General features: G+C 63.1%; 28 protein-coding genes. 18 read left to right on the forward strand and 10 right to left on the reverse strand.

Features of this window, described 5'->3' with window-relative positions; genetic code table 11:
* Positions 1–81 precede the first annotated feature (81 nt).
* Complete coding sequence (locus NKI16_RS22570) at positions 82–636, reverse strand: DUF4142 domain-containing protein (RefSeq protein ID WP_352575226.1); 555 nt, start codon at positions 634–636, stop codon at positions 82–84.
* A gap of 233 nt (positions 637–869) precedes the next feature.
* Between NKI16_RS22570 and NKI16_RS22575 the strand changes: the two genes are divergently transcribed.
* Positions 870–1,112: a hypothetical protein gene (locus NKI16_RS22575; RefSeq protein ID WP_352755699.1), complete on the forward strand. Its 243-nt coding sequence runs from the start codon at positions 870–872 to the stop codon at positions 1,110–1,112.
* 75 nt (positions 1,113–1,187) lie between these two features.
* Here the strand turns inward: NKI16_RS22575 and NKI16_RS22580 are convergent, their stop codons facing one another.
* Entirely contained in the window at positions 1,188–1,499 is a 312-nt protein-coding gene (locus NKI16_RS22580) for a hypothetical protein (RefSeq protein WP_023720549.1), read from the reverse strand.
* 309 nt (positions 1,500–1,808) lie between these two features.
* On the opposite strand from NKI16_RS22580, the gene NKI16_RS22585 reads away from it, so the two are divergent.
* Positions 1,809–1,973: a DUF3309 family protein gene (locus NKI16_RS22585; protein ID WP_023677107.1), complete on the forward strand. Its 165-nt coding sequence runs from the start codon at positions 1,809–1,811 to the stop codon at positions 1,971–1,973.
* Positions 1,974–2,239: 266 nt separating this feature from the next.
* Here NKI16_RS22585 and NKI16_RS22590 read toward each other — a convergent pair whose 3' ends face one another.
* Positions 2,240–2,437: a hypothetical protein gene (locus NKI16_RS22590; protein ID WP_292655400.1), complete on the reverse strand. Its 198-nt coding sequence runs from the start codon at positions 2,435–2,437 to the stop codon at positions 2,240–2,242.
* 558 nt (positions 2,438–2,995) lie between these two features.
* Between NKI16_RS22590 and NKI16_RS22595 the strand changes: the two genes are divergently transcribed.
* The gene (locus tag NKI16_RS22595; protein ID WP_502894436.1) at positions 2,996–3,670 is read left to right on the forward strand and encodes a Crp/Fnr family transcriptional regulator; all 675 of its coding nucleotides are present in this window, start codon (positions 2,996–2,998) and stop codon (positions 3,668–3,670) included.
* A gap of 169 nt (positions 3,671–3,839) precedes the next feature.
* On the forward strand, positions 3,840–4,367 hold the full coding sequence (locus NKI16_RS22600) for a YciE/YciF ferroxidase family protein (RefSeq protein ID WP_292655403.1): 528 nt from the start codon (positions 3,840–3,842) through the stop codon (positions 4,365–4,367).
* Between the two features lie 136 nt (positions 4,368–4,503).
* On the opposite strand, the gene NKI16_RS22605 is transcribed toward NKI16_RS22600, so the two are convergent.
* Entirely contained in the window at positions 4,504–5,502 is a 999-nt protein-coding gene (locus NKI16_RS22605; protein WP_352782497.1) for an ATP-dependent DNA ligase, read from the reverse strand.
* Between the two features lie 424 nt (positions 5,503–5,926).
* Here NKI16_RS22605 and NKI16_RS22610 point away from each other — a divergent pair, with 424 nt between their 5' ends.
* Together NKI16_RS22610 and NKI16_RS22615 are read left to right on the forward strand one after the other, a co-directional pair.
* Positions 5,927–6,631 (forward strand): MgtC/SapB family protein, encoded by a 705-nt coding sequence (locus NKI16_RS22610; protein WP_352782495.1) that lies wholly within the window; start codon positions 5,927–5,929, stop codon positions 6,629–6,631.
* 202 nt (positions 6,632–6,833) lie between these two features.
* The gene (locus NKI16_RS22615; RefSeq protein WP_352614262.1) at positions 6,834–8,096 is read left to right on the forward strand and encodes a DUF763 domain-containing protein; all 1,263 of its coding nucleotides are present in this window, start codon (positions 6,834–6,836) and stop codon (positions 8,094–8,096) included.
* A 10-nt stretch (positions 8,097–8,106) separates the two neighbouring features.
* On the opposite strand, the gene NKI16_RS22620 is transcribed toward NKI16_RS22615, so the two are convergent.
* The 6 genes from NKI16_RS22620 to NKI16_RS22645 all read right to left on the reverse strand — a co-directional run bounded on the left by NKI16_RS22620 (position 8,107) and on the right by NKI16_RS22645 (position 13,112).
* On the reverse strand, positions 8,107–8,550 hold the full coding sequence (locus NKI16_RS22620; RefSeq protein ID WP_352782493.1) for a PPC domain-containing DNA-binding protein: 444 nt from the start codon (positions 8,548–8,550) through the stop codon (positions 8,107–8,109).
* A gap of 24 nt (positions 8,551–8,574) precedes the next feature.
* Positions 8,575–8,727: a peptide ABC transporter permease gene (locus tag NKI16_RS22625; protein ID WP_352457805.1), complete on the reverse strand. Its 153-nt coding sequence runs from the start codon at positions 8,725–8,727 to the stop codon at positions 8,575–8,577.
* A gap of 201 nt (positions 8,728–8,928) precedes the next feature.
* On the reverse strand, positions 8,929–10,644 hold the full coding sequence (locus tag NKI16_RS22630) for an HAD family hydrolase (RefSeq protein ID WP_352782491.1): 1,716 nt from the start codon (positions 10,642–10,644) through the stop codon (positions 8,929–8,931).
* 4 nt (positions 10,645–10,648) lie between these two features.
* On the reverse strand, positions 10,649–11,620 hold the full coding sequence (locus NKI16_RS22635) for an SDR family oxidoreductase (protein WP_352571871.1): 972 nt from the start codon (positions 11,618–11,620) through the stop codon (positions 10,649–10,651).
* Positions 11,621–11,669: 49 nt separating this feature from the next.
* Positions 11,670–12,779 carry an FAD-dependent oxidoreductase gene (locus tag NKI16_RS22640; RefSeq protein ID WP_352571870.1) on the reverse strand — a complete coding sequence of 370 codons (1,110 nt, stop codon included), beginning with the start codon at positions 12,777–12,779 and terminating at the stop codon, positions 11,670–11,672.
* Positions 12,780–12,788: 9 nt separating this feature from the next.
* Positions 12,789–13,112: a hypothetical protein gene (locus NKI16_RS22645; protein WP_352571869.1), complete on the reverse strand. Its 324-nt coding sequence runs from the start codon at positions 13,110–13,112 to the stop codon at positions 12,789–12,791.
* A 202-nt stretch (positions 13,113–13,314) separates the two neighbouring features.
* On the opposite strand from NKI16_RS22645, the gene NKI16_RS22650 reads away from it, so the two are divergent.
* From NKI16_RS22650 to NKI16_RS22705, 12 genes are read left to right on the forward strand one after another with little or no spacing between them, the layout of a single operon-like run.
* Entirely contained in the window at positions 13,315–13,971 is a 657-nt protein-coding gene (locus NKI16_RS22650; protein WP_502896720.1) for a cytochrome c3 family protein, read from the forward strand.
* Complete coding sequence (locus NKI16_RS22655) at positions 13,955–17,122, forward strand: TAT-variant-translocated molybdopterin oxidoreductase (protein WP_352923697.1); 3,168 nt, start codon at positions 13,955–13,957, stop codon at positions 17,120–17,122. Before NKI16_RS22650 ends, NKI16_RS22655 begins: the two co-directional genes overlap by 17 nt.
* Positions 17,017–18,303 carry an NrfD/PsrC family molybdoenzyme membrane anchor subunit gene (nrfD, locus tag NKI16_RS22660; RefSeq protein ID WP_502897615.1) on the forward strand — a complete coding sequence of 429 codons (1,287 nt, stop codon included), beginning with the start codon at positions 17,017–17,019 and terminating at the stop codon, positions 18,301–18,303. Before NKI16_RS22655 ends, nrfD begins: the two co-directional genes overlap by 106 nt.
* Positions 18,300–18,827, forward strand: a complete 528-nt coding sequence (locus tag NKI16_RS22665; protein WP_352457813.1) for a DUF3341 domain-containing protein — start codon at positions 18,300–18,302, stop codon at positions 18,825–18,827. Before nrfD ends, NKI16_RS22665 begins: the two co-directional genes overlap by 4 nt.
* Before the next feature lie 2 nt (positions 18,828–18,829).
* On the forward strand, positions 18,830–19,363 hold the full coding sequence (locus tag NKI16_RS22670; protein WP_352457837.1) for a c-type cytochrome: 534 nt from the start codon (positions 18,830–18,832) through the stop codon (positions 19,361–19,363).
* Positions 19,360–20,508, forward strand: a complete 1,149-nt coding sequence (locus tag NKI16_RS22675; RefSeq protein ID WP_352571865.1) for a hypothetical protein — start codon at positions 19,360–19,362, stop codon at positions 20,506–20,508. The genes NKI16_RS22670 and NKI16_RS22675 overlap by 4 nt, the downstream gene beginning before the upstream one ends.
* Positions 20,501–20,953 (forward strand): hypothetical protein, encoded by a 453-nt coding sequence (locus NKI16_RS22680; RefSeq protein ID WP_023677086.1) that lies wholly within the window; start codon positions 20,501–20,503, stop codon positions 20,951–20,953. Before NKI16_RS22675 ends, NKI16_RS22680 begins: the two co-directional genes overlap by 8 nt.
* A complete protein-coding gene (locus tag NKI16_RS22685; RefSeq protein ID WP_352457816.1) occupies positions 20,950–21,699 on the forward strand; it encodes an SCO family protein in 750 nt (249 codons plus the stop codon). The genes NKI16_RS22680 and NKI16_RS22685 overlap by 4 nt, the downstream gene beginning before the upstream one ends.
* Positions 21,696–22,667: a cytochrome c oxidase subunit II gene (coxB, locus tag NKI16_RS22690; protein WP_352620771.1), complete on the forward strand. Its 972-nt coding sequence runs from the start codon at positions 21,696–21,698 to the stop codon at positions 22,665–22,667. The genes NKI16_RS22685 and coxB overlap by 4 nt, the downstream gene beginning before the upstream one ends.
* The gene (ctaD, locus tag NKI16_RS22695; RefSeq protein WP_352571862.1) at positions 22,664–24,301 is read left to right on the forward strand and encodes a cytochrome c oxidase subunit I; all 1,638 of its coding nucleotides are present in this window, start codon (positions 22,664–22,666) and stop codon (positions 24,299–24,301) included. Before coxB ends, ctaD begins: the two co-directional genes overlap by 4 nt.
* Positions 24,298–24,936: a cytochrome c oxidase subunit 3 gene (locus NKI16_RS22700; protein ID WP_352571861.1), complete on the forward strand. Its 639-nt coding sequence runs from the start codon at positions 24,298–24,300 to the stop codon at positions 24,934–24,936. The genes ctaD and NKI16_RS22700 overlap by 4 nt, the downstream gene beginning before the upstream one ends.
* Complete coding sequence (locus NKI16_RS22705) at positions 24,933–25,187, forward strand: cytochrome C oxidase subunit IV family protein (protein ID WP_023677081.1); 255 nt, start codon at positions 24,933–24,935, stop codon at positions 25,185–25,187. Before NKI16_RS22700 ends, NKI16_RS22705 begins: the two co-directional genes overlap by 4 nt.
* The last annotated feature ends 1 nt before the right edge of the window (position 25,188 follow it).

Genomic DNA, 25,188 nt, shown 5'->3' on the forward strand with positions numbered 1-25,188 from the left:
CGGCCGTGTGGCCGGACGACAGCTGCGTCACACAGGCCGTGTGTGGGGCGGCCTTTCGTTTGCAAAAGGCACTCTTCGCTCTCATTGATGCGCGGCAGCGAGGTCCTTGAGATGACGTTCGTGCATTTGCAGCACCGGCAGCGTCTTCTTGGCAAACTCCTTCATCGCCGGATCGTCGCCGGAATTCGCGTAAGCGGAAAACAGCGCCACCGCTTCCTTATGCGCCTGGGTCTGCATGTCGATATATTTCGATTGGAAGCTGTCCCCGCTGGCCTCCTTGAGTTGGTCGAGCAGCGCCTGGTGCTTGGTGTCCAGCGACGGGCCGGCTGGCGCGGTGGCCGAAGTCGTCTGACCCTTGCTGAGCGCCGCCTTGAAGTCCTCGCCGGCCTTGGTGTGGTCCGTGACCATTTGCGCCGCGAATGCCTTCACGTCGTCGGCAGTCGCCTGCGTCTGCGCAAGTCGGCTCGATTCGATTTCGAATGTATTGGCGATGGGCACGGTCTTGACGAACGTCGCGGTGTCAACCTTGCTCATGGTGTCGGTCGTTAGAGGCGTCAGCGTCGCCGATTGGGCAAAAGCAGCCAAAGGTGCGCCAGCCATCATCGCTGCCGCAGTGATGGATAGAAGGGTTTTCATGGGGGTTCTCCGAGGCTGATGTCATCCCTCCGATGGCTCAACGCGCAAGCTGCGGCGAGGTTGCCTGGTCGTGGCGGCCACAGCCGCCGCCACGCCAAACAATGGTTTGGAAACGCAAAACAAAAGACGCCGGCTGCGTCCTGCAAAGTGCAACGCAAGCCACGAGATCGTACGGAATCGTACAAGCTCTTTCGCTTTGCGGCAGTCTTGCTATCGTTGGCTGGGAGAGATGGGTGGAGGCTTCCGTGGGGCAGATCAAGTCGCCGCTAGGAATCGGTATTGACACCGACGCTGCCGTTCATACCATCATGGCCGACTATCATTCCGGCGACATTCTCTCGACCACCGTCGTCATAGCCGATTTGCGCAAACGCTTTCCCTGCTTCCGGCAAACCGACGAGGAGCTGGTTGGCTTCATCGTTCGGGCGCTGGACGGTCGGGATATCGCGGTCAGCTTCGACCACCGCGGCCGCTAGGCTGATTTTACGGCAAAACCAGCCGGCCGCGGAGCTTATGCTCCGCGGCCTCGTCAGGCTGTGATGACCGGGCGCTTACTTGCCGCAGTGGTTGTCGTTCACCGTCGGCGCCATCGTGCCCGGAGCCTTGCCGGTCGCATCGGGCAGAGCCCCCTGCGGGCCAGGCGGGCAATTCCGGTCGGCATTCGAATTCGTCGTTGAGAAATCGCGAATGCTATTCGTGATGGTCGAATCCGTGCCGGTGTCAGGGCCGCCATTATCCGGGACTACGACCGTCCGCCCGCTACCGTCGGCAGCGGCTCCGGACGGGTCGCCGACGTTCTGGGCCATCGCTGACGTGGCCAGACCGATCGTAAGCGCCGAAGCGGCGAGAATTTTCGTGAGCATGATGCTTCTCCTTTTTACGAGGGTCGTCGCGTTGCGACTACGAAAACAACCGTTCGGGCGGGCGAAGGTTCCGACAAATTCCCCATGAAATTCAGCATGTTCTCAGGTGTTCAAGGCGACCGCCATGCCATTCTCCGCGGGCATGCATCTGTGGACTTTTCTGACGGCACGGCCCGGCATTTTGCTCGCCGCATGAGCGTACGCCTTACCGTTCCGCCGGAACAGGAATGCTTCTTGCGAGTTCATACCTTTGTACAATGCGACGCGCTGATGCGAATGGCGGCAGCGCAAACAAGGAGAGCAGACATCATGGGCCTTGGAACCATTCTCATCATAATCTTGGTCCTTGCCTTGCTTGGCGGCTTCAGCGGCTTGGGCGGCGGACCGTTCTATGGCACCGGCTATTACGGTGGTGGCGGCCTCGGCCTGGTGCTGCTTATCGTCATTATCCTGGTCCTGCTTGGGCGCATTTAATGCATGTCGCGCAAAAGTGTGCAGCGGTTTTGTGATAGCGACATGCATAAAACAGGAACCTAAAGCGCATCGCATGAGGCCGGTCGAACGCGACGCGCCTTAGTGTCCGTTCACGACAAAAACGCCTGCCGCTTGGCAACAAGCGCCGGGCGTTTTGTCGTGAAGAGACAAGATTTCCAAGATCCTTGGCCAACCAGGATCCTTGGCTAAAAACGGCGACCCGGTTCCGAACCTTTCGGCACCGAGGACACCACCATAGCAGCAGCTTAGTGTTGTCGATCGGCGGCCAGCGCTTCTTTCAGATCGGCGCTGAGCACACCCTCGTTGAACAGTGACATGATACGGGCGGCCAACCGCTCGCGGACAGGACTGTCGTCCGCAACACCCAACTCACGGCAGCAGTCGTCGAGCGCTTTTTTCAGCACGCTCAGTTCGGCTGGAGTTGCTGCACCTTGCATCGACATGCCATCCTCCCTTGAAAAAGGGCGAAAGCGCGAAGCGTCTTTCAAGCGTCCACTCGCCATGTCTGTGTGGACGACTCCAATTCAATTAGCGCCGCTCTCGTCCAAACTCAATGTACGGAAATTACCAAACAGACAGTTTGGGAACGACTGCCTTGCACCTGCATTGTTGCTGCGATCCAACCCACCCCTCATTTGGATCATTGGGCGTAGCCCACGACGCCCGAATGGAGCCCGTTGCATCCCTCGCGACGGGCTCTTTCGCGTCCGGTGACCTCAATTGTCGTTTTCGTACCAAACCGTCTTTGGTACGTTTCCAACTCTAACTTTCAGTCGGATGTTTTCGTAGGCAAGCGGCAGGAGAAACTGTCGTGCATCGATTCATTTTTTTATTTAGTAGGCTCCATACCTTTCAGTGCTTATATGAGCGTTATCGTCCGCAGGTTATACCGGGCGCGGACGGCTGGGAGATAAAAAAGCTCTTGCCCTGTCTTGGGGCCAGCTATGTCTGATCCAGCAATTTCCAATAGAAATCTATACAGAAACAAGCTGTTGCGCCGGATGAGCGCCGGCGATTTCGCATCTCTCGAGCCGCACATCGAGCGCTGTTCACTGGAGTTACGGCAATCGCTCGAAGTGTCCGGATCGCCGATCGAGGCCATTTATTTCCTCGAGGACGGCATCGGTTCGGTGGTTGCGAAAATGCCGAACGGCAGCGATGCGGAAGTTGGCCTTGTCGGCTTGGAAGGTATGACCGGCTCGGCCCTGATAATGGGCGACGACCGTACGATCCATGATTGCTATGTGCAGCTGGCGGGAGAAGCCGCCAGGATCGACGCCGAGCCGTTCAAGGTGGCGCTGACGCAAAGCCCGACGCTGCGGCTGTTCTTGCTGCGCTACGTGCAATATCTGCATGTCCAGACCGGCTATACGGCGCTGGTCAACGCGCGATCGAAACTTGAAGACCGGCTGGCGCGCTGGCTGCTCATGTGTGACGATCGGGTGGACGGCGGCCGGCTGACGATCACTCACGAATTCCTGTCGATCATGCTTGGCGTAAGACGTCCGGGTGTCACGGTCGCGCTGCAGCTGCTCGAGGGGCGAGGGCTCATCCGGTCCCGCCGCGGCGAAATTATCATTCGCGATCGCGATGGTCTCGTCGCACTGGCGGATGGCGGCTACGGCCTGGCCGAGGCCGAATATACCCGCCTGGTCGAGCATATCGGCGAGCGCTGACGGCGCTTTCCTGGCCGATTGCTGCCGCAGGTCGAGGCCCCTTGCGACACTACACGGCGGGTCGGAAAAATTTTCAAGGCTCCCGGACCGTCAGGGAACTTGTTTCCCGTCGGAGGGTTATGGGACGCCTCTACTTTGCGAGGCGGCACCAACCATTCGGGAGAGGATCATGGCGACCACGAAAAAGGCCGCGAAGGCGGCAAGCAAGGGCCTTGAGGATCTGTTCCTCGACGGGCTCAAAGACCTCTACTACGCCGAGAAGAAGATACTGAAAACACTGCCCAAAATGGCCAAGGGCGCGGAGTCGGAAGAAGTGACCGCCGCCTTCGAGAAACACCGCATGGAAACCGAAGGACATGTCGACCGCCTCGAGGAGGTGTTCGAGAAATTCGGCAAGCCGGCCCGCGGCAAGACCTGCCCGGCGATCGACGGCATCATCGAAGAGGGCTCGGAAGTGCTCGAGGAGTATAACGGTGCTCCCGCGCTCGACGCCGGGCTTGTCGGTGCGGCGCAAGCCGTCGAGCATTACGAGATCGCTCGCTACGGCACTTTGATCGCGTGGGCGGAAGAACTCGGCAAGAGCGACGTTGTCGAGCTGCTCAGGGCAACTCTCAAGGAAGAGGTCGCGACCGACGAAGCGCTTTCCAAGCTCGGCGAAAGCGGTGTCAACGAACGCGCAATGCAAGAAGCCGCTTGATTTCAAAACCGCAACCGAGCCTCGGAAATGGCTGCCAAGGCTCGGTTGGCCGCGGTGAACCGGTGAATTCTGCATTGGTCTGTCATGAACGGTAGAGCGGGCAGCTAGAGCCTTGAAGCGGTGCATCGCTGCGGGCTTACTCGATCTGATCGAACGTGCATTGCCGGGGCTCCTTGTCCGGCCGCCAGCGCAACAGCTTGGTTCCGTGCCGGAACCGGTCGCCTGTCACATGGTCGAAACGAACCTCGACCACCAGTTCAGGCTTTATCGGCTCCCATTGTCCGCTGCGCTCCGTGCTCCAGCGGCTTGGCCCGCCCGGCGCCTTGCCGGTGAAACCCGGTTTGGCCCGCAGTTTTTCCAGCCGCCTGGTCAGCGCCGCCCGGTCGTCCTTGCCGATGGTCGAGGTGAACCCGACATGGTCCAGCCTGCCTTCGTTGTTGTAGAGGCCGAGCAGCAGGGATCCGACTTCGTTGCTGCCGGCGAGATAGCGAAAGCCGCCGACCACGCAATCCGCAGTTCGCAGCCGCTTGACCTTGACCATGGCGCGCTCGCCGGGCCGGTATGGCTCGGCGATCAGTTTTGCAACGACACCGTCGGTCGAGCCATGGCCGGCGCCTTGCAGCCAGCGCTCGGCGGCAGCGGCGTCGTGCGTGCATTTGGACAGGCGCACTTCGGGCCGTCCCGCCGACGCGACAAAGGCCTCGATCGCCCGTCTCCTGGCGCTGAGCGGTTGTTCGATGATGACCTTGCCGCCGGGTTCGGCCAGCACATCGAACAGGACAAGCATGGCGGGCGTCTCGAGGCTCAATTTGCGGATCCTGCTTTCGGCGGGATGGAGGCGCATTTGCAGGGCCTCGAACGAGGACGATCCGTCGACCTCGATGACGATCTCGCCGTCGACCACAAACCGTCGCGACCTCACATCGCGCAGCACCGCGACCAGTTCGGGAAAATAGCGGCCAAGCGGCTTGCCCGATTTTGCACGCAGATCGACGGCATCGTCGCCCTTGAACACGAGGCAGCGAAACCCGTCCCATTTCGGTTCGTACTGCCAAAGCCCGTCGCCGCCAGGAATTGCGTCGGCGGCTTTGGCTTCCATCGGACGAAGGTCGAGCGGCAACGGAAATGCGGTCATGGCTGGTCCGCGCCGCCGCTGAGGCATTCGCTACCGCCGTCGGCCATTCCCCTGCGCCCCGCTTTCCCGCCTCGGCACCTTGCGGCCGGTTTGGTCGGGTGAAGGCGACCGCGGATCGACCTCGTCGGACCCCCCGATCTCCTTGGTGATGCGATAGGCCAGATAAGCGACGGCTCCGGCAAGCAGCAAGCGGACCATGACTGCAAATCCTTCGTTGGCGTGAACCCACCAACCCGCAGGCCGAAGGTTTTGTTCCGCCGCTGCCCATCGCCGGGGTGAATCGTCGGCGGCGCAACCAAAATCCAAGCGCATCGTTTGTTGCTTATCGACGAAAAGAATTTGCGATGAAGACGCTCTTGCCCTTGTTCGCTTTGACCCTGGCGCTATTCCTGGCCAGCAGCGCTTGGCCTGACGGGTGACCGCGATGCTCCTCGTTGTTCCGGTCTGGCAGGACATCGCGGCACGACTGCTTCTGACCGCGCTCGCCGGCCTGTTGATAGGCCTCAACCGCGAGGCGCGCGGGCACGCGGCGGGGCTACGCACCACCGTGCTGGTCGGATTGGCCGCCGCCATCACAATGATCCAGGCCAGTATTCTGCTCGAGACCGTTGGCAAGCACCCGGATTCGTTTGCATCGATGGACGTCTTGCGCTTTCCGCTGGGCGTGTTGACCGGCGTCGGCTTTATCGGCGGTGGCGCCATTCTTCGCCGCGGCAGTCTTGTCAGCGGCGTCACCACGGCGGCCACGTTGTGGGTGATGACGGCGATCGGATTGGCTTTCGGTGGTGGCCAATACGGCTTGGGCGCGGCCGGCACGGCGCTGACGCTGGCCACCTTGCTGGTCCTGAAATGGGTGGACCTTCGAATGTCGCGCGAACACCATGCCCAGTTGGCACTGACGTGGAAGGCCGCGGCTCGACAGGAGCTCGATGCGCTCATCGGGCCGCTTGGCTACCAGGCACGCCTCGTCGCAATAGAGAGGCGCCCAGATCTCAAGGACCCTGTGTTCTCGTTCGAGATCAGTTGGAGGCGGCCCGACACGGGCGCACCGCCAATGGATCTGCTGGCATCGGTGGGCGAGCATTGCGAGATCCAGAAGTTTGATCTCCTCAGCGAACCTGCCCGCTAGAGCGGTTCATCGTTTCACGGAAACGACGAAACGCTCTATCTCTTTGTTTCTGCGCAATCCCGGACGGAAAACCGTTTCACACTTTTCCTGGAATTGCTCTAGCGGCTCGCAACGATCGCGGCCTGGAATCAGGCCATCGCTTCTTCGCGGCGCTTTCGATACCTATCTGTGGAGGCAGGACTCAAGGAGCAAGCAAAAGAGCGTGGCACAGCGATCGGGAAGTGCTGATCTTCCACTTCACGGCGGACGCGTGCCGAAATGGCTCGGCGACCGCATGACACGGCTTGGCGCGGTCATGTGCGAGGCGATCATCCACCATTACGGCCGCGATGAGTTGCTGCGCCGGCTGGCGCATCCGTTCTGGTTCCAGTCCTTTGGCGCCGTAATGGGGATGGACTGGCACTCTTCCGGCATCACCACCAGCGTCGTCGGTGCGTTGAAGCGCGGCCTGTCGCCGCTTTCCGGCGAACTCGGCATCCACGTTTGCGGCGGCCGCGGCGCGCATTCGCGCAAGACCCCGCACGAGCTTGCCCTGATCGGCGAGCGTGTCGGCCTCGACGGGCAAGGCCTGGCGACTGCCAGCCGGCTTGTCGCCAAGGTGGACAGCGCCGCGGTCCAGGACGGTTTCGATCTCTATCTGCACGGCTTTATCGTCACCGACGACGGCAACTGGGTGGTGGTGCAGCAGGGCATGAACGGCGACAGCAAGGTGGCGCGCCGCTATCACTGGCTGTCCGAAGGCCTGAAGAGCTTTGTCGACCAGCCGCATGCTGCCATCGAGGGCGCCAACCAGGGCGAGATCGTCAACCTGACCGACCGGCGCGCTGAAGCGTCGCGCCAGGGACAACTGGACCTTCTGCACGACCTTGGACCGGATCGCATCGTGAGGGAGCTTGCCGCTTTGGAGCGGGGTTCGGCGCCAGCGCCGGAGCCGGCACAAAAGCTGCTGCCGCATCTGGTGATGCCGGCGCACCACGATGTGCGCGAAAGCGACGTCGTCATGCGCCGTCTGCACGGCAACATCGCGGCGGCGGCCGAGCGCGGCCCGACAGATTTCGCCGGGCTTCTCCTCGTGCCCAATGTCGGCGCGCGCACGGTGCGGGCGCTGGCGCTGGTCGCCGAAGTCGTGCATGGCGCGCCGTGCCGTTTTTCCGATCCAGGCCGTTTCTCGCTGGCGCATGGCGGTAAGGACAGGCACCCGTTCCCCGTGCCGCTGAAGGTCTATGACGAGACCATCGGCGTGCTGAAGTCGGCTGTCCAGAAGGCCAGGCTCGGCCGTGACGAAGAGATCGGCGCGTTGCGGCGGCTGGACGACCAGTCGAGGCAGGTCGAGCGCTATGTCACCGGCCCAAGCCTGAAGGAAATCGTCGCCGGGGAGTTCGAGCAATCGCATCTGCTCGGCGGCCGCAGCGTCTTCGGTTGGGAGGTCGTACCCGAAACGGCCGCAGTCAAATCAACGAAGTGATCGGCTCGGATCAAGCCTCCAAGTCGATCAGGGCGACGCCGAGTTCGGGACTGTGCCTGCGGCGCAGATGGCCAGGCGTCTCCACCAATGTGACCTCGAGCGTCGGCCGCACGATGCCGTCCAGCAGATGACCGCCCCTCGTGGTGCCGTCACTCAATCCAAGGACTGCGTGGACGTGCAGGCTGGGCTTGCCGTCGTCGCCGATAGCAACATCGCCGATCGCGCTCAGCACTTCGCACTGTTCCCGGACGGGGATTTTCCGGTAGGTCCTTTCTCCAGGGTCGAACCAGCCGACGGTTGCGCTTTCGAAAGCGCCGAGCGCGGTCAGCGACGCGGCGCCGACGCCACGGTCGACCGCAAACGAGGTCAGCTGCGCAAACGCCTCTTCGCCGGGATCAAGCACAACGACGAACGTTCTCTGTCCGGCGCTTTCGGCAACAAGCTGTGATTTCATGATTTCGCTCCAGCCGTCAGGAATTCAAATCCACCACACCAGCAATGCCAGCAAGACGAGACCCACTAGGCCGGCGATGAAAATGATCCGGCGCGCCCGCGTCCGCAGGATGATCTCGCCCTGCCGCGCCTGTTCCGCTGAAAAGACAGGACCATCCTTGTCCCGATCGTTGCTCATCCATCGTCTCCTTTCGGGCAATTATTCAGCATTGAATAGATCTGGCGCCCGATAGAACACAATCTCGTTTGGCGGATGAGGTTCCACGATGGACCATCGACGGTTGGAACCGACTGGGACTCGGCCGTCTGCCGAGGTGGGACGGAGATCGACCACGAGGTGAACCCAGCCGGCTTGGGACCGGCTGGGCGCCGTTTGCATCTATTCCTTCGGCGCGGTCGCGGGCGCGGTATAGCGGCGGCGCACCGCGTCCAGGACGTGGTTGCGGCTCTCCTGCGCCGAAAGTGTGCCGTCTTTCTCCGCTTCGGCGGTTTCGCGCGCCAGTTCCTTGTCCCTGATCTGGTGGCGAAACCATTCGGAATAGTCGCCGGCGCGCAAATGATGTTCCCAGGTCCTGTCGTCGATGCCCTCGGCGATCTGGGCGAAAATCATCAGATTATGGGCGCGGAGGTTCATCGCATTGTCGGGGCCGCGGAAATAGAAGCTGCCCTTCTCGTCCAGCTGGCCCTCGGCATATTTGCGGCTGTGGCGCTTGAGCGACTGTCGCGGTTCGATCGGCTCGACCATGGCAGGTTTCTTGCGCGCCTGCGGCCGCCAGAACAGCACGCGCTCGTCTTTTGGAGAGTTCAGGTGCTTGTCCTTTGGCGGTTCGGTGCCGGTCTCGTGACAGAACGTCTTGATGACCTTTTTCGCCTTGGGGCCGAGTGCGATGACGGCGGTGACCAGCCGCAATGCCTCGGTTGAGATCGCGTCCGGATGAACCGTGATCAGGATCGTGCCCGGCAATTCCATGGCCAGCACCATTGGCGTGTCGTCGCGCCGCTTCGGCAAGAGGTGATGCGCCTCGTCGATGATCAGCCAGTGTGGTCGTGCCGTGCGGAAGCGAACACCGCCAAGGCCCGGCAGCAGGTCGGCAAAGAAGTCCGGCCGCTCGTTGACGCGCAGCGCCAGGCCATTGACGACCAGATTGTTGTCCGGCTTCTCCAGGAGATCGAGCAGTTGCGTCTTCGTCGGCGCGTTCGAGCCGTCGCCCAGCCGGACGGCGCCTTCGAGGCCGTCATAGTCGCCTTCCGGATCGAAGATGCAGAACTGGAACTTTCTCTCGACGAAGCGCTCCGTCAGTGCGGTCGCCAGGGTCGATTTGCCGATGCCGGAGCTGCCGGCGATCAGCACCGTATCGGTTGGCGACAGATACACCTCCTTGCCATCCTCCGAGCCAAGCAGAATGCCATCGCGGTTCGGCACAAGCTCGCGATCGCGCTCGACCACCTTGGCGATCAGTTCCTCGACGCCTTTTCCGCGCGCGCCGCGTGTCACGAGATCCGCCGTATCCTTGACTGCCGGCAGTGCGTTGTCGACGGCGACGCTGAAGCCGCAGGCGCGCAGGAAGGCGTGGTCGTTTTCGGCGTCGCCGACACCGACGACGTTGTGCGGCGACAATCTGAGGTCCTGAAGCGCGGCTGTCAGCCCGGTCGCCTTGTTGATGCCGCTGGGCAGGATCATCACCGCGCCCTTGTTGAAGATGATTTCCAGCTCCAGCCCCAATTTCTTGATGACCTCGAGCGCGGTAGCCTGATGCGGTTCCCAGGTTGCGACGATCGAGCGTCCGACCGAAAGCGGTTTGACACCGCGTTTCCTGAGTTTGGCGATGAACTCGGGGGCGGGCGGCGGAGATATCGTCCGCTCCTCCTCGCTGGCCGGCGTGTAGATCAGCGCCCCGTTTTCCGCGACCACCTTGTCGAAGATCGCGACTTCGGGAAAGACGCGTTTCAGGTCGGGCAGCTCGCGCCCGGTGACGAGAATGAGTTTGCGGCCACTCTTCTTGAAGCGTTCAAGCGCCGCAAGCGTCTTCTCGGCAACGACCCCTTCATGCGCCAGCGTGCCGTCATAATCAGTGGCCAGGGCAATGAAATACATGCCGTCAATAGCCGCCCACGATCGGCAATATCTCGCCGGTGATGTAGCTCGAGCAGTGCGGCGAGGCGAGGAACACGTAGGCCGGCGCGATCTCCTCCGGCTGCGCCGGCCGTTTCATCGGCGTATCAGCGCCAAATTTCGAAACATCGCCGGCTTCCTTGTCCGAGGGGTTGAGCGGCGTCCAAACCGGGCCTGGCGCCACGGCGTTGACCCTTATGCCCTTCTCGACAAGGTTGCCCGAGAGCGCGCGGGTGAAGGCATGAATGCCGCCCTTGGTCATGGAGTAATCGACCAGTTGCTTCGAGCCCTCGATGCCGGTCACTGAACCGGTATTGATGATCGCCGAACCGGGTTTCATGTGCGGCACGGCCTCCTGCGCCATGTGGAAATAGCCGTAGAGGTTGGTCTTCAGCGTCGTATCGAAATGCTCCTCGGTCAGCTCGCTGAAATCGCTGGAATGGACCTGGAAAGCGGCATTGTTGACCAGCACGTCGATCCGCCCAAACTCCTGCACGATCTCAGCCACCGCGTTGTGGCAGTGGTTGCGTTCGCTGACGTCGGCCTTGATCAGGATGCAGCGCCGGCCTTCCGCTTCGACGGCCCTTTTGGTATCTTTGGCGTCCCTATCCTCCGAGAGATAGACGATCGCCACATCGGCGCCTTCACGCGCATATAGCACGGCCACCGCACGGCCGATGCCTGAATCGCCGCCGGTAATGACGGCCACTTTGCCGTCGAGCTTTTTCGATCCGATATAAAATGGCGCATCGTAAAGCGGCGCCGGCTCGATCGCCCATTCATGGCCCGGCTTCGGCTGGTGCTGCTCGGGGAAGGGCGGCTCGGGATATTTGCGGGCGCCGGCCTGCATGGCGCCTTTTTGCTTGCCATTGGATTTGGACTTGTCCTTCTCGTCGATACGGCGCTGGATATGCCGTTGCTTGGCGGCCTCGCCGGCGATTTCCGATTTCATCTGCATGGTCATCTCCCTGGCTTGAAACCCAACAACGCATATCCGGCGAAAAGGTTTATGCGACCACGTCATTCCTTGAGCCCGGCGACACGCTCAGCAGCGGCCGTTGCAGCAGCGGCAGATGGCCGACGACGCTGAAGGCCGCGTTCCTGACGCCTTGCATGATGCCGTTGTCCGATTGGGCCAGCGAGAGGATGCGCTCGCTGAGCGTGATCCACCGTTGCCCCACCGGGTGGCGTTCGCTTGTGTAGCCGGCAAGCGTGCCGTCGACGAAACGCCTGGCGAATGACGCGGCGTCCTCGATGCCGAGATTCATGCCGCGCGCGCCCAACGGCGAATGCACATGCGCGGCATCGCCTCCCAGGAAGACGCATGCGGTTTGATAGCGCGGCGCCTGTCGTACCGGAATATGGAAGCGGTCGGCCCGCAACAACCGCGTGATCCGGTAATTGCCGGGGATGCGCGCCAACGCATCCTCGCTGTTTGAAACCGCGCGATAGCGCTTCTCGCCGATCGGGATGACGAAACCGACGTCGCCGTTCCTGTGAAGAAATGCGTGGGCGGCCATCGGCTCATAGGGCCAATCGTCGATGTCGGCGTCGGCAATGCTCCATTGCCGCCGATGCGTGTAGCCATCGAAGCCGATGCCCATGGCATCACGCACGGTGCTTTGCGCACCGTCGGCTCCGAAGACAAGGTCGAAACTTGCCTCGTCACGGCCGTCTGGCGCCTCGATCCGCACCTCGGCGCGGCCTTTGTGCTCGGCCATGCCGACAAATGTGCTTCGCCATTCGACGTCGATGCCAAATCCCTTGAGCGTATCGGTCATCAGCGATTCGGTGTCGCGCTGCGGCAGCGACAGCAGGAAATTATGGCGGTGCGGCAGGATCGAGAAATCGATCTCGCCGAGCGCTCGTCCTTCGAAGTAGAAACGGGCTCGGCGAATTTTCAATCCTTCGGCGAGCAATCGGGCAGCGACTTTGGACGGTTCAAGGATGTCGAGGCTGTGCGAACTGATGCCGACCGCCTTGGCGAGCGGCGTCGGGCCTTCCTTGCGGTCGATGATGCGAGGTGCAATGCCGCGCCTTGCCAGTTCGACTGCCGCCGTCAGCCCGGTCGGGCCGGCGCCGACGATCAGGATGGAAGCGTCCCGCGAAGCCGTCATCGTCGGGCGTCAGCTTTTTGGCAGTGCGTAGGCAATGATGTCGTCGCCGATCCTGGTCTCCATGAAATGGTGGCCGCCGGGTGCAAGGGTCGCCAGCCAGGTCAGGACGTAAAGCCATACACCGGCGGCATTGCCGGCAAGCAGCAGGCTGCCGGCGGCCAGCAGGGCGATCCCGGCGGGCAGATAGTACCAGGATCCGCCCAGCGCGATCAGCCAGGCACCGCCCCCTCCGATCAGCAGGCCGAGGATCGTCAGCAGCGCGCCGACGAACATCGTCCACCAGAAGGCAACGCCGGACCGGCGGCGAATGGGATGGGGGTGGGGGATGGTCATGATGCTTATCCAGGTGAAACAGAACGTGACCTCATCCGAACGTATGGAGGGTTCGATGGTTTCCGGTCAGCCCGACCTGATGGGCCAGGGCGGGGTAACCATTCTGTGATCTCCGCTGCTCCAGCCGGAACTTACCCACGCAGCCGCAGTTAGGCACTTTGGGGGGTGAGTATGGTTTGCTGGATGCGAAATCGGCGAGGGGATGCCGCAGGTCTTTTCAAGGAGTGCCAACGGCATTTCACGCTTCGCTCTGTGGGGCGCGTGTTTCATGGCCATCTTTGCGGCTCTCGGCGGTACCGCCGTCTTGCGTTCGGACTTCGTCACCGGCGTTGGCCGGCCGTTGGCGCAACCAGTGCCGTTCAGCCACAGGCACCATGTCGGCGAGCTCGGCCTCGATTGCCGTTATTGCCATAGCGGCGTCGAGACTGCGTCATCGGCGGGTCTGCCGGCGACCGAGGTGTGCATGACCTGCCATTCGCAGCTGTTCACCAACGCGGACATGCTGGCGCCGATACGGGCAAGCCTTGCTTCCGGGCAGCCATTGCAGTGGCAGCAGGTGAACAGTGTCCCCGACTTCGTCTATTTCAATCATTCGATCCATATCGCTAAAGGCGTCGCCTGCGAGACGTGCCATGGCGAGGTCGACGACATGCCGCTGATGCGGCGGGCGCACGCACTATCGATGGAATGGTGCCTGGCATGCCATCGCGATCCCGAGCCTAATTTGCGTCCGCCGCAGGACGTGTTCCTGATGCACTGGAAGCCACCGGCCGGCATCGCCGAAATCCGCCGGTCACTCATCAGCCTTCTCGATATCCACCCCGAGACCATGACCGACTGTTATGTCTGCCACCGCTGACAAACCGATCGCGGCTCCAGACATGGCCGGCCTGCGCGAACGGCTTTCGCCCGGCCCGGAGCTGTGGCGAAGCCTCGACGAGCTCGCCGATACGCCGGAATTCCGCCGCTTCGTCGATGCCGAATTTCCCTCGATCGCCGAGCGCATCCCGCGGCTCGACCGGCGCACGCTGCTGAAGCTGATGGGTGCATCGCTGACGCTGGCCGGGCTTGCCGCCTGCAGCCGGGCCGAAGACATCCTGCCTTATATCCGCCAGCCGGAAAACATCGTTCCCGGCAAGCCGCTTTATTACGCGACCACGCTTTCGAGCGATGGCTACGGTATCGGTGCGGTGGTCGAAAGCCATGAGGGCCGGCCGACCAAGGTGGAAGGCAATCCCGGCCATCCGGCCTCGCGCGGTGCGACGGACGCCATCATGCAGGCGGCGGTGCTGTCGCTTTTCGACCCCGATCGCTCGCGCATGCCGCTGAAACACGGCGAACCGGCGGCCTATGGCGACTTCCTTGCCGACATGGCCGAGCTCACCTCGCAGCTGGCCGGCTCAGGCGGTGCCGGCGCGGCGCTGCTGATCGAGGCGACGACCTCGCCCACCATGAAGGCGCAGCTCGAGGCGCTGCGCGCGCGCTACCCCAGGCTGAGGCTGTTCCAGCACGATCCCCTGGCAACGCCATCCGGCGCCGAAGCCACGCAGACTCTTTTCGGCAGGGCGCTTGCACCGGTCTACCGGTTCGATCGCGCCGACGCGATTGTCAGTCTCGACGCGGATTTCCTGGGCGAGGGCCCCGGCCGTCTCGCTTACGCCCGTGACTTTGCCGCGCGGCGTCGCGTGCGCCGGGCGGACGATACGATGAGCCGGGTCTATGCGGTGGAATCGACGCCGACGATCACCGGCGCTGCCGCCGATCACCGCAGGCCGGTGCGGCCGAGCGAGGTCGAAGCCGTCGCCGCGGCGCTGAGCGCGGTGCTTGGCGGCGAAGCGGCGCCAAGCGCCTTGGCACTGGACCCGGCCTGGTTGGCTGCCACTGCGGACGACCTGAAGGCGGCCGGCCGCTCGGCGCTGATCGTGCCGGGCGCCCATCAAACACCGTTCGTCCATGCCGCGGCTCTTGCCATGAATGCGCGGCTTGGTGCGCTTGGCAACACCGTGGAACTGATCGAGCCGCCCGACGCGATGCCCATCGAGGGCGACCTCGCTGCACTTTGCCAGGCGATCGCCGCGCGAGATATCGACACCGTTGTCATACTCGGCGCCAATCCTCTCCACACCGCACCTGCGGGGCTCGATGTCCGCGACGTGTTTTCGCAGCTGAAGCTTCTTGTCCACTGGGGTCTCTACCGCGACGAAACCGCCTTCGTCGCACACTGGCATGTCCCTGCTGCGCATGATCTCGAGAGTTGGAGTGACCTGCGCGCCCATGACGGAACCGCGTCGATCGTGCAGCCGCTGATCAGGCCGCTTTACCAGGGGCGGGCGGTGCATGAAATCCTGGCCGTGCTTGGCGGTGAATTAGCTGTTTCTGCGCTGCCGCTCGTCCGCCGGACATGGGCACAAACGACTTGGGCGCAAGCACTGGACGATCCCGCGTGGCGAAAGGCGCTTCGCGACGGCTTTGTATCCGGCAGTGCCAGCACTCCAGTCGATGTTGCGATGCCGGCGGATTTGCGCGGCCTGAACCCGCGCGTCGAAGCGGCCAAAGGCGTCGAAATCCGTTTCGTCGCCGATCCCTGGCTGCGCGACGGACGCAATGCCAACTCGTCCTGGCTGCAGGAATTGCCGCGGCCACTGAGCAAGATCGTCTGGGGCAATGCAGCGCTGATGTCGCCAGCGACGGCGGGGCGGCTTCAGGTGGAAAACGCCCGGGTCGTCAATATCGCCTCGAACGGCACGGACATCGATGCGCCGGTCTGGATCATGCCTGGCCATCCCGACGAGACCGTGACACTTGCTCTGGGCTTCGGCCGGAAGCTCGGTTCGGTGGCAGCACTCGCCGACGGCCACGACGCGTACAGGCTGCGAAGCCTCGAGGCTCCCTGGATCGTCTATGGCGCCACGGTCGCGCCGCGGGACGGCAGTGCGCGGGTCATCACCACGCAACACCATCAGGCGATGGAGGGCAGGGCGATCGTTCGCCATGCCTCGCTCGAGGCCTTCCGCAAAAATCCACACTTCGTGCGCGACGGCGCCCCGCCCGCGCCAACCGGATCGCTCTATCCCGACTGGCAATACAGCCAGGAAGCCTGGGGCATGTCGATCGACCAGTCGGCATGCATCGGCTGCATGGCTTGCGTTTCTGCCTGCCAGGCGGAAAACAACATCGCCACCGTCGGGCCGGACGAGTCGGCACTCGGCCGTGAGATGCATTGGCTGCGGATCGACCGCTACTACTCCGGCCCGCTCGACGATCCCGACGTCTTTTTCCAGCCGGTGCCTTGCATGCATTGTGAGAAGGCGCCGTGCGAGGTCGTCTGTCCGGTCAACGCCACCACCCACACCCATGACGGGCTGAACGCGCAGGTCTACAACCGCTGCATCGGCACGCGCTACTGCTCGCAGAACTGCCCCTACAAGGTGCGGCGCTTCAACTTTCCTGGACTTCCAGGAATTCGACAAGGATGCGGCCGGACCGGAACAGGCCGCGCACAATCCAGACGTCAGCGTCCGTTCGCGCGGTGTGATGGAAAAATGCACCTACTGCGTCCAGCGCATTTCCGAAAAACGCATCAAGGCGCAGATCGAAAACCGCCACATCGCCGACGGCGAAGTGGTGACCGCCTGTCAGCAGGCCTGCCCGACACAGGCGATCGTTTTCGGGGACCTCAACAGCAAGGGCGCCGCTGTCGTGCAGGAAAAAGCAGCGCCGCAACACTACGCCTTGCTCGAGGACCTCAACACGCGACCCCGCACCACCTATCTCGGCAAGATCAGGAATATCAACGGCCGTCTCTCGCCAGGCGGGAAAGCCGATGGCTGAGGCTATTGCTGGAAAACCGGGCGCACTGCCCGTTCTGCGCGGCCGGCACGACCTTCCGGAGATCAGCGGCCGTATCAGTGCGATCGTCCTCGACGGCAGGCTGCCGCGCTATTTCTGGACCGCGTTTTTCGCCTGCTTCGTCTTCGTCCTCATCTTTCTCTATTCGATTACCTATCTGATCTCGGTCGGCGTTGGCGCCTATGGCGTCAACATTCCGGTTGTCTGGGGCACGATGATTGGCAATTTCGTCTGGTGGATTGGCATCGGCCATGCCGGCACGCTGATCTCGGCGGTGCTTCTGCTTCTGCGCCAACCATGGCGCGCCTCGATCAACCGCTTTGCCGAGGCGATGACGCTGTTTGCCGTGGCGATGGCGGGGCTTTTCCCGATCCTGCATCTCGGCCGCCCGTGGTTCTTCTACTGGCTGCTGCCGCTACCCAACACGCATATGCATTGGCCGCAATGGCGCAGCCCACTGGTCTGGGATTTCGCGGCGATCGCCACCTATGCCAGCGTTTCGCTGATGTTCTGGTATATGGGCCTGCTGCCCGATCTCGCCGTCCTGCGCGACCGGGCGAAATCGCGCCCGGCGCAGCTGTTGTACGGGATACTGGCGCTCGGCTGGCGCGGTTCGGCCTTTCATTGGGCGCGCTACCAGACGGTCTATTTCCTGATGGCGGCACTGGCCACGCCGCTGGTCGTCTCGGTGCATTCGATCGTCTCGCTCGACTTCACCTTCGCCATCACGCCGGGCTTCCATTCGACTATCTTTCCTCCCTATTTCGTTGCCGGCGCGCTGCTGTCCGGCTTCGCCATGGTGCTTACCATCGCCATCCCGCTGCGCTGGGCGTTTTCGGTCCAGGATCTGATCACGCCGCGGCACATGGACAATGCCGCCAAGCTGATGATCGCCGCCGGCATGATCGTCATCTACGGCTATGCCTCCGAGGCTTTCTTCGCCTGGTATTCGGGCGAAACCTATGAGCGCACGATGATGTGGCAGCGCGCCTTCGGACCTTATGCGCCGCTGTTCTGGACCATGCTCGCCTGCAACGGCGCTGTTTTGCAATTGCTCTGGTTCCGCCGGGTGCGCCTCAACATGGCGGTGCTGTTCGCCATTGCCCTGATCATCAATGTCGGCATGTGGGTCGAGCGCTACGTCATCGTCGTCACCGGGCCAAGCCGCGATTACCTGCCGTCGTCCTGGGGCGAACAATCACTGAGATGGCTCGACTTCGGCATCCTGTTCGGCTCGATCGGCACCTTCTTCGCATTGGTCTTCCTGTTCATCCGCGTCCTGCCGGCCATCACCATTTTCGAGGTCGAGGAGCTGGCCGGGGAGAGGGGCGGCGCAAGATGAGCCTTTACGGCGTCATTGCGGCTTTCGCCGATCCCGAAGCGCTGACCGAGGCGGTCCGCACCATGCGGGCGCGCGGCTACCGGCGCATGGACGCGTTCTCGCCGTTCCATGTGCATGGGCTGGCCGACATGCTCGGCATGCGCAAGACGCGCTTGCCATGGGCCATCCTTGGCGGCGCCGTCGCCGGCGCGGTGTTTGTCTATGGCCTGATCCTCTATTCGGTCGAGATCGATTTTCCGCTCAATGTCGGCGGCCGGCCGCTGCATTCCTGGCCGGCCTTTCTCGTCATCGCCTTCGAGGCCGCGATACTTGGCGCTGCGCTGGCCGCATTCTTCGGCATGCTGGCCGCCAATCGCCTGCCCGAATATTACCACCCGGTCTTCAACGCCACGAGCTTCACCTATGCGCGCGGCGGCAAGTTCTATCTGCTCGTCGAGGCCGCCGATCCGAAGTTCCGCAAGGGCGTGACCAAGGGCCAGCTGACACGGCTCGGCGCCGAAACCGTCGAGGAGGTGGAGGCGTGAACATGCGCACGATCCTGCTGTCGGCAGCCTTGCTGGTCGCCGGCTGCCGGCAGGACATGGAGGACCAGCCGCGCTACGATCCGCTCGAAAGCAGCAACCAATTCGCCGACGGCATGTCGGCGCGGGCGCCGGTCGAGGACACAGTCGCACGCGATGCCGATCTTTCGCCGGTACCCGACACTTTTCCCTATCCGGTCACGATGACGCTGCTGCGGCGAGGCCAGCAACGCTTCGACATCTTCTGTTCGCCTTGCCACGGCCGCGCCGGCGACGGCCACGGCATGATCGTCGAGCGGGGCTTTCCGGCGCCGCCGACCTATCACCAGGACGCGTTGCGCAAGGCGAGCGACAGGCATTTCTACGACGTCATCAGCAACGGCTATGGCGCCATGTATTCCTACGCGGCGCGTGTCCCGCCTGCCGACCGCTGGGCGATCGTCGCCTATATCCGCGCCCTGCAATATTCGCGCGATGCACCAATTGCCGAGCTGCCGGAAAGCCTCCGCGCCGAGCTCAATGCGGAGCCGGATCGATGATGCGGGCGATGATGCGGCTTGCCGCCGAACGTTTGATTCTGCCGGCGCTTGCTGTGGCCGCCGTCGGACTTGTGCTTTGCGCCACGGGATTGGCCTTCGACTTCAGAGCCACATTGGCCGGCTGGCTGCCTGCGGCGCTCTTCCTGCTCGGCCTGCCGCTCGGGGCGCTGACCATCCTGATCGTGCATGGGCTGACCGGCGGCCGCTGGGGCGAGGCAATCCGCCAGCCGCTGCGCGCTCTCGTCGCGACGCTGCCGCTGGCGCTGCTTCTGCTGCTGCCGGTTCTGCTCAGGCTCGACCTGGTCTTTCCCTGGGCGAGTGCCGACGCGGCTGCATTGCCCGAGACGGTGCGCCAGAAATTCTCTTATCTGAACGTTCCGTTCTTTTTGCTGCGCTTTGCCGCCTGCGCCGCGATCTGGCTGGTGGTGGCGTGGCGCGTGCTTGACTGGACAACGACCGATAGCGGCCGTGGCAGCGCCGGCCGCGGCAAGGCCTATGCCGCTGGATTGATTGCGCATGGGCTGGCGGTCACGATCTTTGCCATCGATTGGATGCTCTCGCTTGAGCCGGAGTTCTCCTCGACCATCTATGCGCTGCTGGAAGCGTCCGCCGAAGTCGTTGGCGCTTACGCCCTGGCGATGACGGTACTGTGCGTGAACCGCTCGATCGAGGTCATGCCGGGCGGCGAGGAGGATGTCGCGCTCGGCGAGGATTTGGCCAACATGCTGTTCGGCTTCGTGTTGCTCTGGACTTACCTGTCGTTCATGCAATGGCTGGTGACCTGGGGCGGCGACCTGCCGAACGAGATCCGTTGGTACCTCATCCGCAGCAGCAATGGCTGGCAGTATCTGCTCTGGCTGCTGATTGCGCTGCAATTCGCGGTCCCCTTTGCCGGGCTGCTCAGCCGGGATCTGAAGCGCAGCCATGCCGGCCTGCTGTCGATCTGCGGCATCGTGCTGGCCGGCCACTACGTCGATGTCCTCTGGCGGATCAGACCGCCGTTGGCGGACGGTAATGTGATCGCATTCTGGTACGATCTTGCCGCGCTGGCAGGAGCTGGCGGCCTCTGGCTTGCGCTGCTGCTTTTCGCGCTTGGCCGGCCGGACCGGATCGCCCTCTGGTGCCGGAGGCCGGTCCATGGCTAGGGCAGCCCGCCATCCCGAAACGCGCGACGTCTGGCCGGGCGCGCTGCTTGCCTTCGCGGCCGGCCTGCTGCTGCTCCTGGCCGCAACAGTCATCGTCCTCGGGCTCGTCTTCGACACCAGGCCGTTCGGGCCGCTGCCGGGGCCATCATCGGTCGGCAACCGGGCCAGTCCAGCCTTGCAGCGCTTTCCAGAAGACGACCTCGCTGCCTTCCGCAAGGCGGAGGAGCAGGAGCTGAACAAGGTCGGCTGGGTCGACCGCACCGCCGGCATTGCCCGCATTCCGATCGAGGACGCCATGTGGGCGATCGTCAGCCATGGTTTGCCGAACTGGGGGCAGCCGGCGCCGGCCGCCGGCGCCGACTGCCGATTGGTCGAGGCCGAGATACCACGCGCGCCACAGGCCGCGCGCTGCCGGACCGCGCCAGGCCAGGGAGGCCGGCCGTGAAGGCCTGGCTAACCGCTTTTTCCCTTCTCGCGGCACTGCCGGCCATGGCTTTCGCACGCCCGGCCTTCGATCCCGAGATCGGCGCGCAGCTCAGCCTCGACCGGGTGTTTCGCGATGCGTCCGGCGAGCAGCGCACGATCGGCCAAATGCTTGCCGGCCGGCCGGCGCTGCTGATTTTCGGCTACGACAAATGCCCGAACCTTTGTGGTGTGACCCAACAGGCGGTCGCCTCGGATTTGAAAAAGACCTCGCTCGACCCCGACACCTATCGCGCTTTGTTCGTCTCGATCGATGCCGCCGACACGCCCGAAGATGCGGGCGATGCGCAAGCCACGGTCGCCGCGGCGGCCGACGCGAGGAACCTGTCGGCGTGGCGGTTCCTGACCAGTGCCGACGGCGCCGGCGGCGCCCTTGCCGCGGAAGCCGGCATCAGTTTCGACACCCGCGCCAGGATCGACCAATTCGCCCATCCGATCGCGGTCATCGCGCTGACGCCAAAAGGCCGGATAGCGCAGGTGCTGCCGGCGCTGAGCTTCACGCCGCGCGATCTTGAGCTTGCCCTTGTCGAGGCATCTTCCGGCAGGCTCGGCTCGATCGCCGATCATGTCTTCCTGCTCTGCGCCGGCTTCGATGCGTCCAAGGGGCGATATACGCCGGCGATCTGGGCTGCGTTGAAGCTCGCCAGCATCGTCATGGTGGTGGGGTTGGCGACGGCCATACTGCTGGCGCGCGGGAGGCGGGCGTGAGCTTCGGCATCCGGTTTTTCCCGCAGGAAGCCTCGTCCATCGCAGGCAGCGTCGATGCCTTGTTCTACACATTGCTGGCTTTCGCACTCGCGCTCGGCCTGTTCCTGACCGTTCTCGTTGTCGGCTACGCCGTCAAATATCGTATCGGCTCCGCAGCCGACCGTACAGGGGCGCGTGCCCGCAGCCTGCCGCTGGAGATGACGTGGACCATTGCCAGCCTGGTGATGGCCTTCATCTTCTTCGGCTGGGGCGCAGTCCTTTTTGTCCGGCGCGACCGTCCGCCACCGGACGCCGTCGAGATCGCCGGCCTCGGCAAGCAATGGATGTGGGAATTCCGCCATCCCGGCGGCCAGCGCGAGATCAACGAGCTGCACGTGCCGGTCGGCAAGGCGGTGGTGGTGTCGCTGGCATCACAGGACGTCATCCACTCCTTCTACGTGCCAGCCTTTCGGGTCAAGCAGGATGCCGTTCCCGGACGCACGGCCAATGTCTGGTTCATCGCCACGCAGCCGGGGCGTTATCACCTGTTCTGCGCCGAATATTGCGGCACGCAGCATTCCGAGATGGGCGGCTGGGTGACGGTGCTGGCGCCGGAGCAATATGCATCATGGCTCGGCAGTCAAGGTGAAGGCGAAAGCCTTGCCACGAGCGGCGGGAAACTGTTCCGCGCGCTCGGCTGCTCCGGCTGTCACGGCAATTCCAGCAAGGTGCGGGCGCCCGGCCTCGATGGGGTTTTCGGCCAGCCGGTGGCGTTGGCCAACCGGCAGACGGTCATCGCCGACGAACGCTATCTGCGCGATTCGATCCTTGTCCCGAACAAGGAAATCGCCGCCGGCTACCAGCCGGTGATGCCGAGCTTCGACGGTCTCGTTGACGAAGCCGAACTGCAGATGCTGATGGCCTATCTCAAATCCCTATCGCTCCAATCTCCCTCGTTACCGGCGGCAAAAAACGAGGCGCCGCAATGAGCAGCGATTTGGCGTCGGCAAGCTATCTCGCAGAAGGTGCCGGGCCGCGCTCCTGGCTGCTGACAACCGACCACAAACGGGTGGCGTGGCTCTATTTCGTCTCGCTGACGGCCTTCTTCTTCCTCGGCGGAACCTTTGCCGTGCTGATGCGCATCGAGCTTGCGACGCCGGCCGGCGACCTGGTCTCCGACGATGTCTACAACCGGCTGTTTTCGCTGCACGGCATCATCATGGTGTGGTTCTTCCTGGTGCCGTCGATCCCGGCAACGCTCGGCAATTTCCTGCTGCCGCTGATGATCGGCGCGCGCGACCTCGCCTTTCCCCGGCTCAACCTGGCAAGCTGGTACGTCTTCATGTTCGGCAGCCTGTTCGCGCTCGCCTCGGTGGTTTTGGGCGGCGTCGACACCGGCTGGACCTTCTACACGCCGCTGTCGACGCTCTATGCCAACGGGTTTGTCTCGACCGCGGCATTCGGCGTTTTCATCGTCGGCTTTTCGACGATCATGACCGGCATCAATTTCATCGTCACCGTCCACACCTTGCGAGCGCCTGGCCTCACCTGGTTCCGGCTGCCGATCTTCGTCTGGACCCTGTACGCCACCAGCCTGGTGATGGTGCTGGCGACGCCGGTGCTTGCAGCATCGCTGATCCTCATCGTGCTGGAGCGCGTCTTCGGCATCGGCATCTTCAATCCCGCCCTCGGCGGCGATCCGCTGCTGTTCCAGCATCTGTTCTGGTTCTACTCGCACCCCGCCGTCTACATCATGATCCTGCCAGGTATGGGAGTGGTCTCGGAAGTGCTGCCTTGCTTTAGCCGCCGGCCGCTGTTCGGCTACAAGGCCGTCGCCCTGGCTTCGATGGCGATCGCCGTCTTCGGCTTTCTCGTCTGGGGCCACCACATGTTCGTCAGCGGGCAGTCGGCCTATGCCGGCGTGGTGTTTTCGTTCCTGTCCTTCTGCGTCGCGATCCCATCGGCGATAAAGGTCTTCAACTGGAGCCTGACGCTGCGCAAGGGCGAAATCAGCTTCGAGACGCCGATGCTTTATGCGCTGTTCTTCCTGGCATTGTTCACCTTCGGCGGGCTGGCCGGCCTTTTCCTTGCCGCGCTCGCCATCGACGTCCACGTTCACGACACCTATTTCGTCGTCGCCCATTTCCACTACATCATGGTCGGCGGCATGGTGACCGCCTACATGGCAGGGCTGCATTTCTGGTGGCCGAAACTCACCGGCCGAATGTATTCGGAGGTTTGGGGGCGTATAGCCGCGGCGGTCACCTTCATCGGCTTCAACCTGACCTTTTTTCCGCAATATGTGCTCGGCTTTCTGGGCATGCCGCGGCGCTACCATACCTATCCGCCGGAATTCGCTTTCTGGCACATCCTGTCGTCGGCAGGCGCCGTGGTGCTGGCGATCGGCTATCTGATGCCGCTCCTCTACTTGGCATGGTCGCTGTTTCGAGGCGCGCAGGCGCCGGCCAATCCGTGGCGAGCGACCGGGTTGGAATGGCAAACAAGCTCGCCGCCGCCAGCGCATAATTTCGATCGCATGCCGACCGTCACCAGACCAGCCTACGACTATCCGATGAAAGGCCTGACCGAGAAACGGTCGGACCCGGTGGAGGATCTGGTTTGAAGTCACCAACGACAAGCATCGCCTTCGACCGGCCGGCTCGCGAAACGGCAGCCGACAGCTTTGCCATGTGGGTGTTCATCGGCTCCGAGGTGATGCTGTTCGGCGCCATCCTGCTCGTCTTCATGTTTGCCCGGTTGAGTTATGGCGACGCCTTCGCCGGGGCGGCGAAGCATCTGTCGCTGCCGTTGGGCACGGCCAACACCGTCGTCCTGATCACCAGCAGTTTCGCTGTGGCGCTCGCCCATATGTACACGGCCGCGCGGCGATGGCGCGCCGCTGGCTGGGCATTGGCTGCGACGGCGCTGCTCGGCGTCGTCTTCCTGGCGATCAAGGCGACGGAGTACGCCAGGGAATTCAGCGAAGGGCTGGCGCCGGTGCTCGGCGCACCTTTCATCTATAAGGGCCCGGATCCTGTTCATGCCGAATTCTTCTTCGGCCTCTATTTCGCGATGACGTCACTGCACGCCTTGCATCTGATTTGCGGCGTAATCGTCATCGGCGGCATCCTCGCGCTGTGGCCACGCACGATCGAGGCCAGCCGGTTCCGGCGCGTGCAGGCAATCGGCCTCTATTGGCATTTCGTCGATATCGTCTGGGTCTTCCTGTTCCCCGTCCTCTATCTGATCAACAGATGAGCGAGTTCCGCAAACTCACGCTTGCTTATATCGGGCTTTTAGCCTTGCTGGCCCTGACCGTCGGCTCGTCCTTCCTCGCGCTCGGCGGCTTCAATTCGGCACTCAATCTGGTGATCGCCGCGGCCAAGACCGCCGTCATCGCCATCCTGTTCATGCATCTGGCCAGCGACGGCGTCCTGCCGCGTCTTGCGGTCGCTGCTGCCGGGTTTTGGCTGATGATCCTGTTCGGGCTGACGCTGATCGGACAATAGG

Source organism: Mesorhizobium sp. M0698, from assembly GCF_040320455.1.
GTDB lineage: Bacteria > Pseudomonadota > Alphaproteobacteria > Rhizobiales > Rhizobiaceae > Mesorhizobium.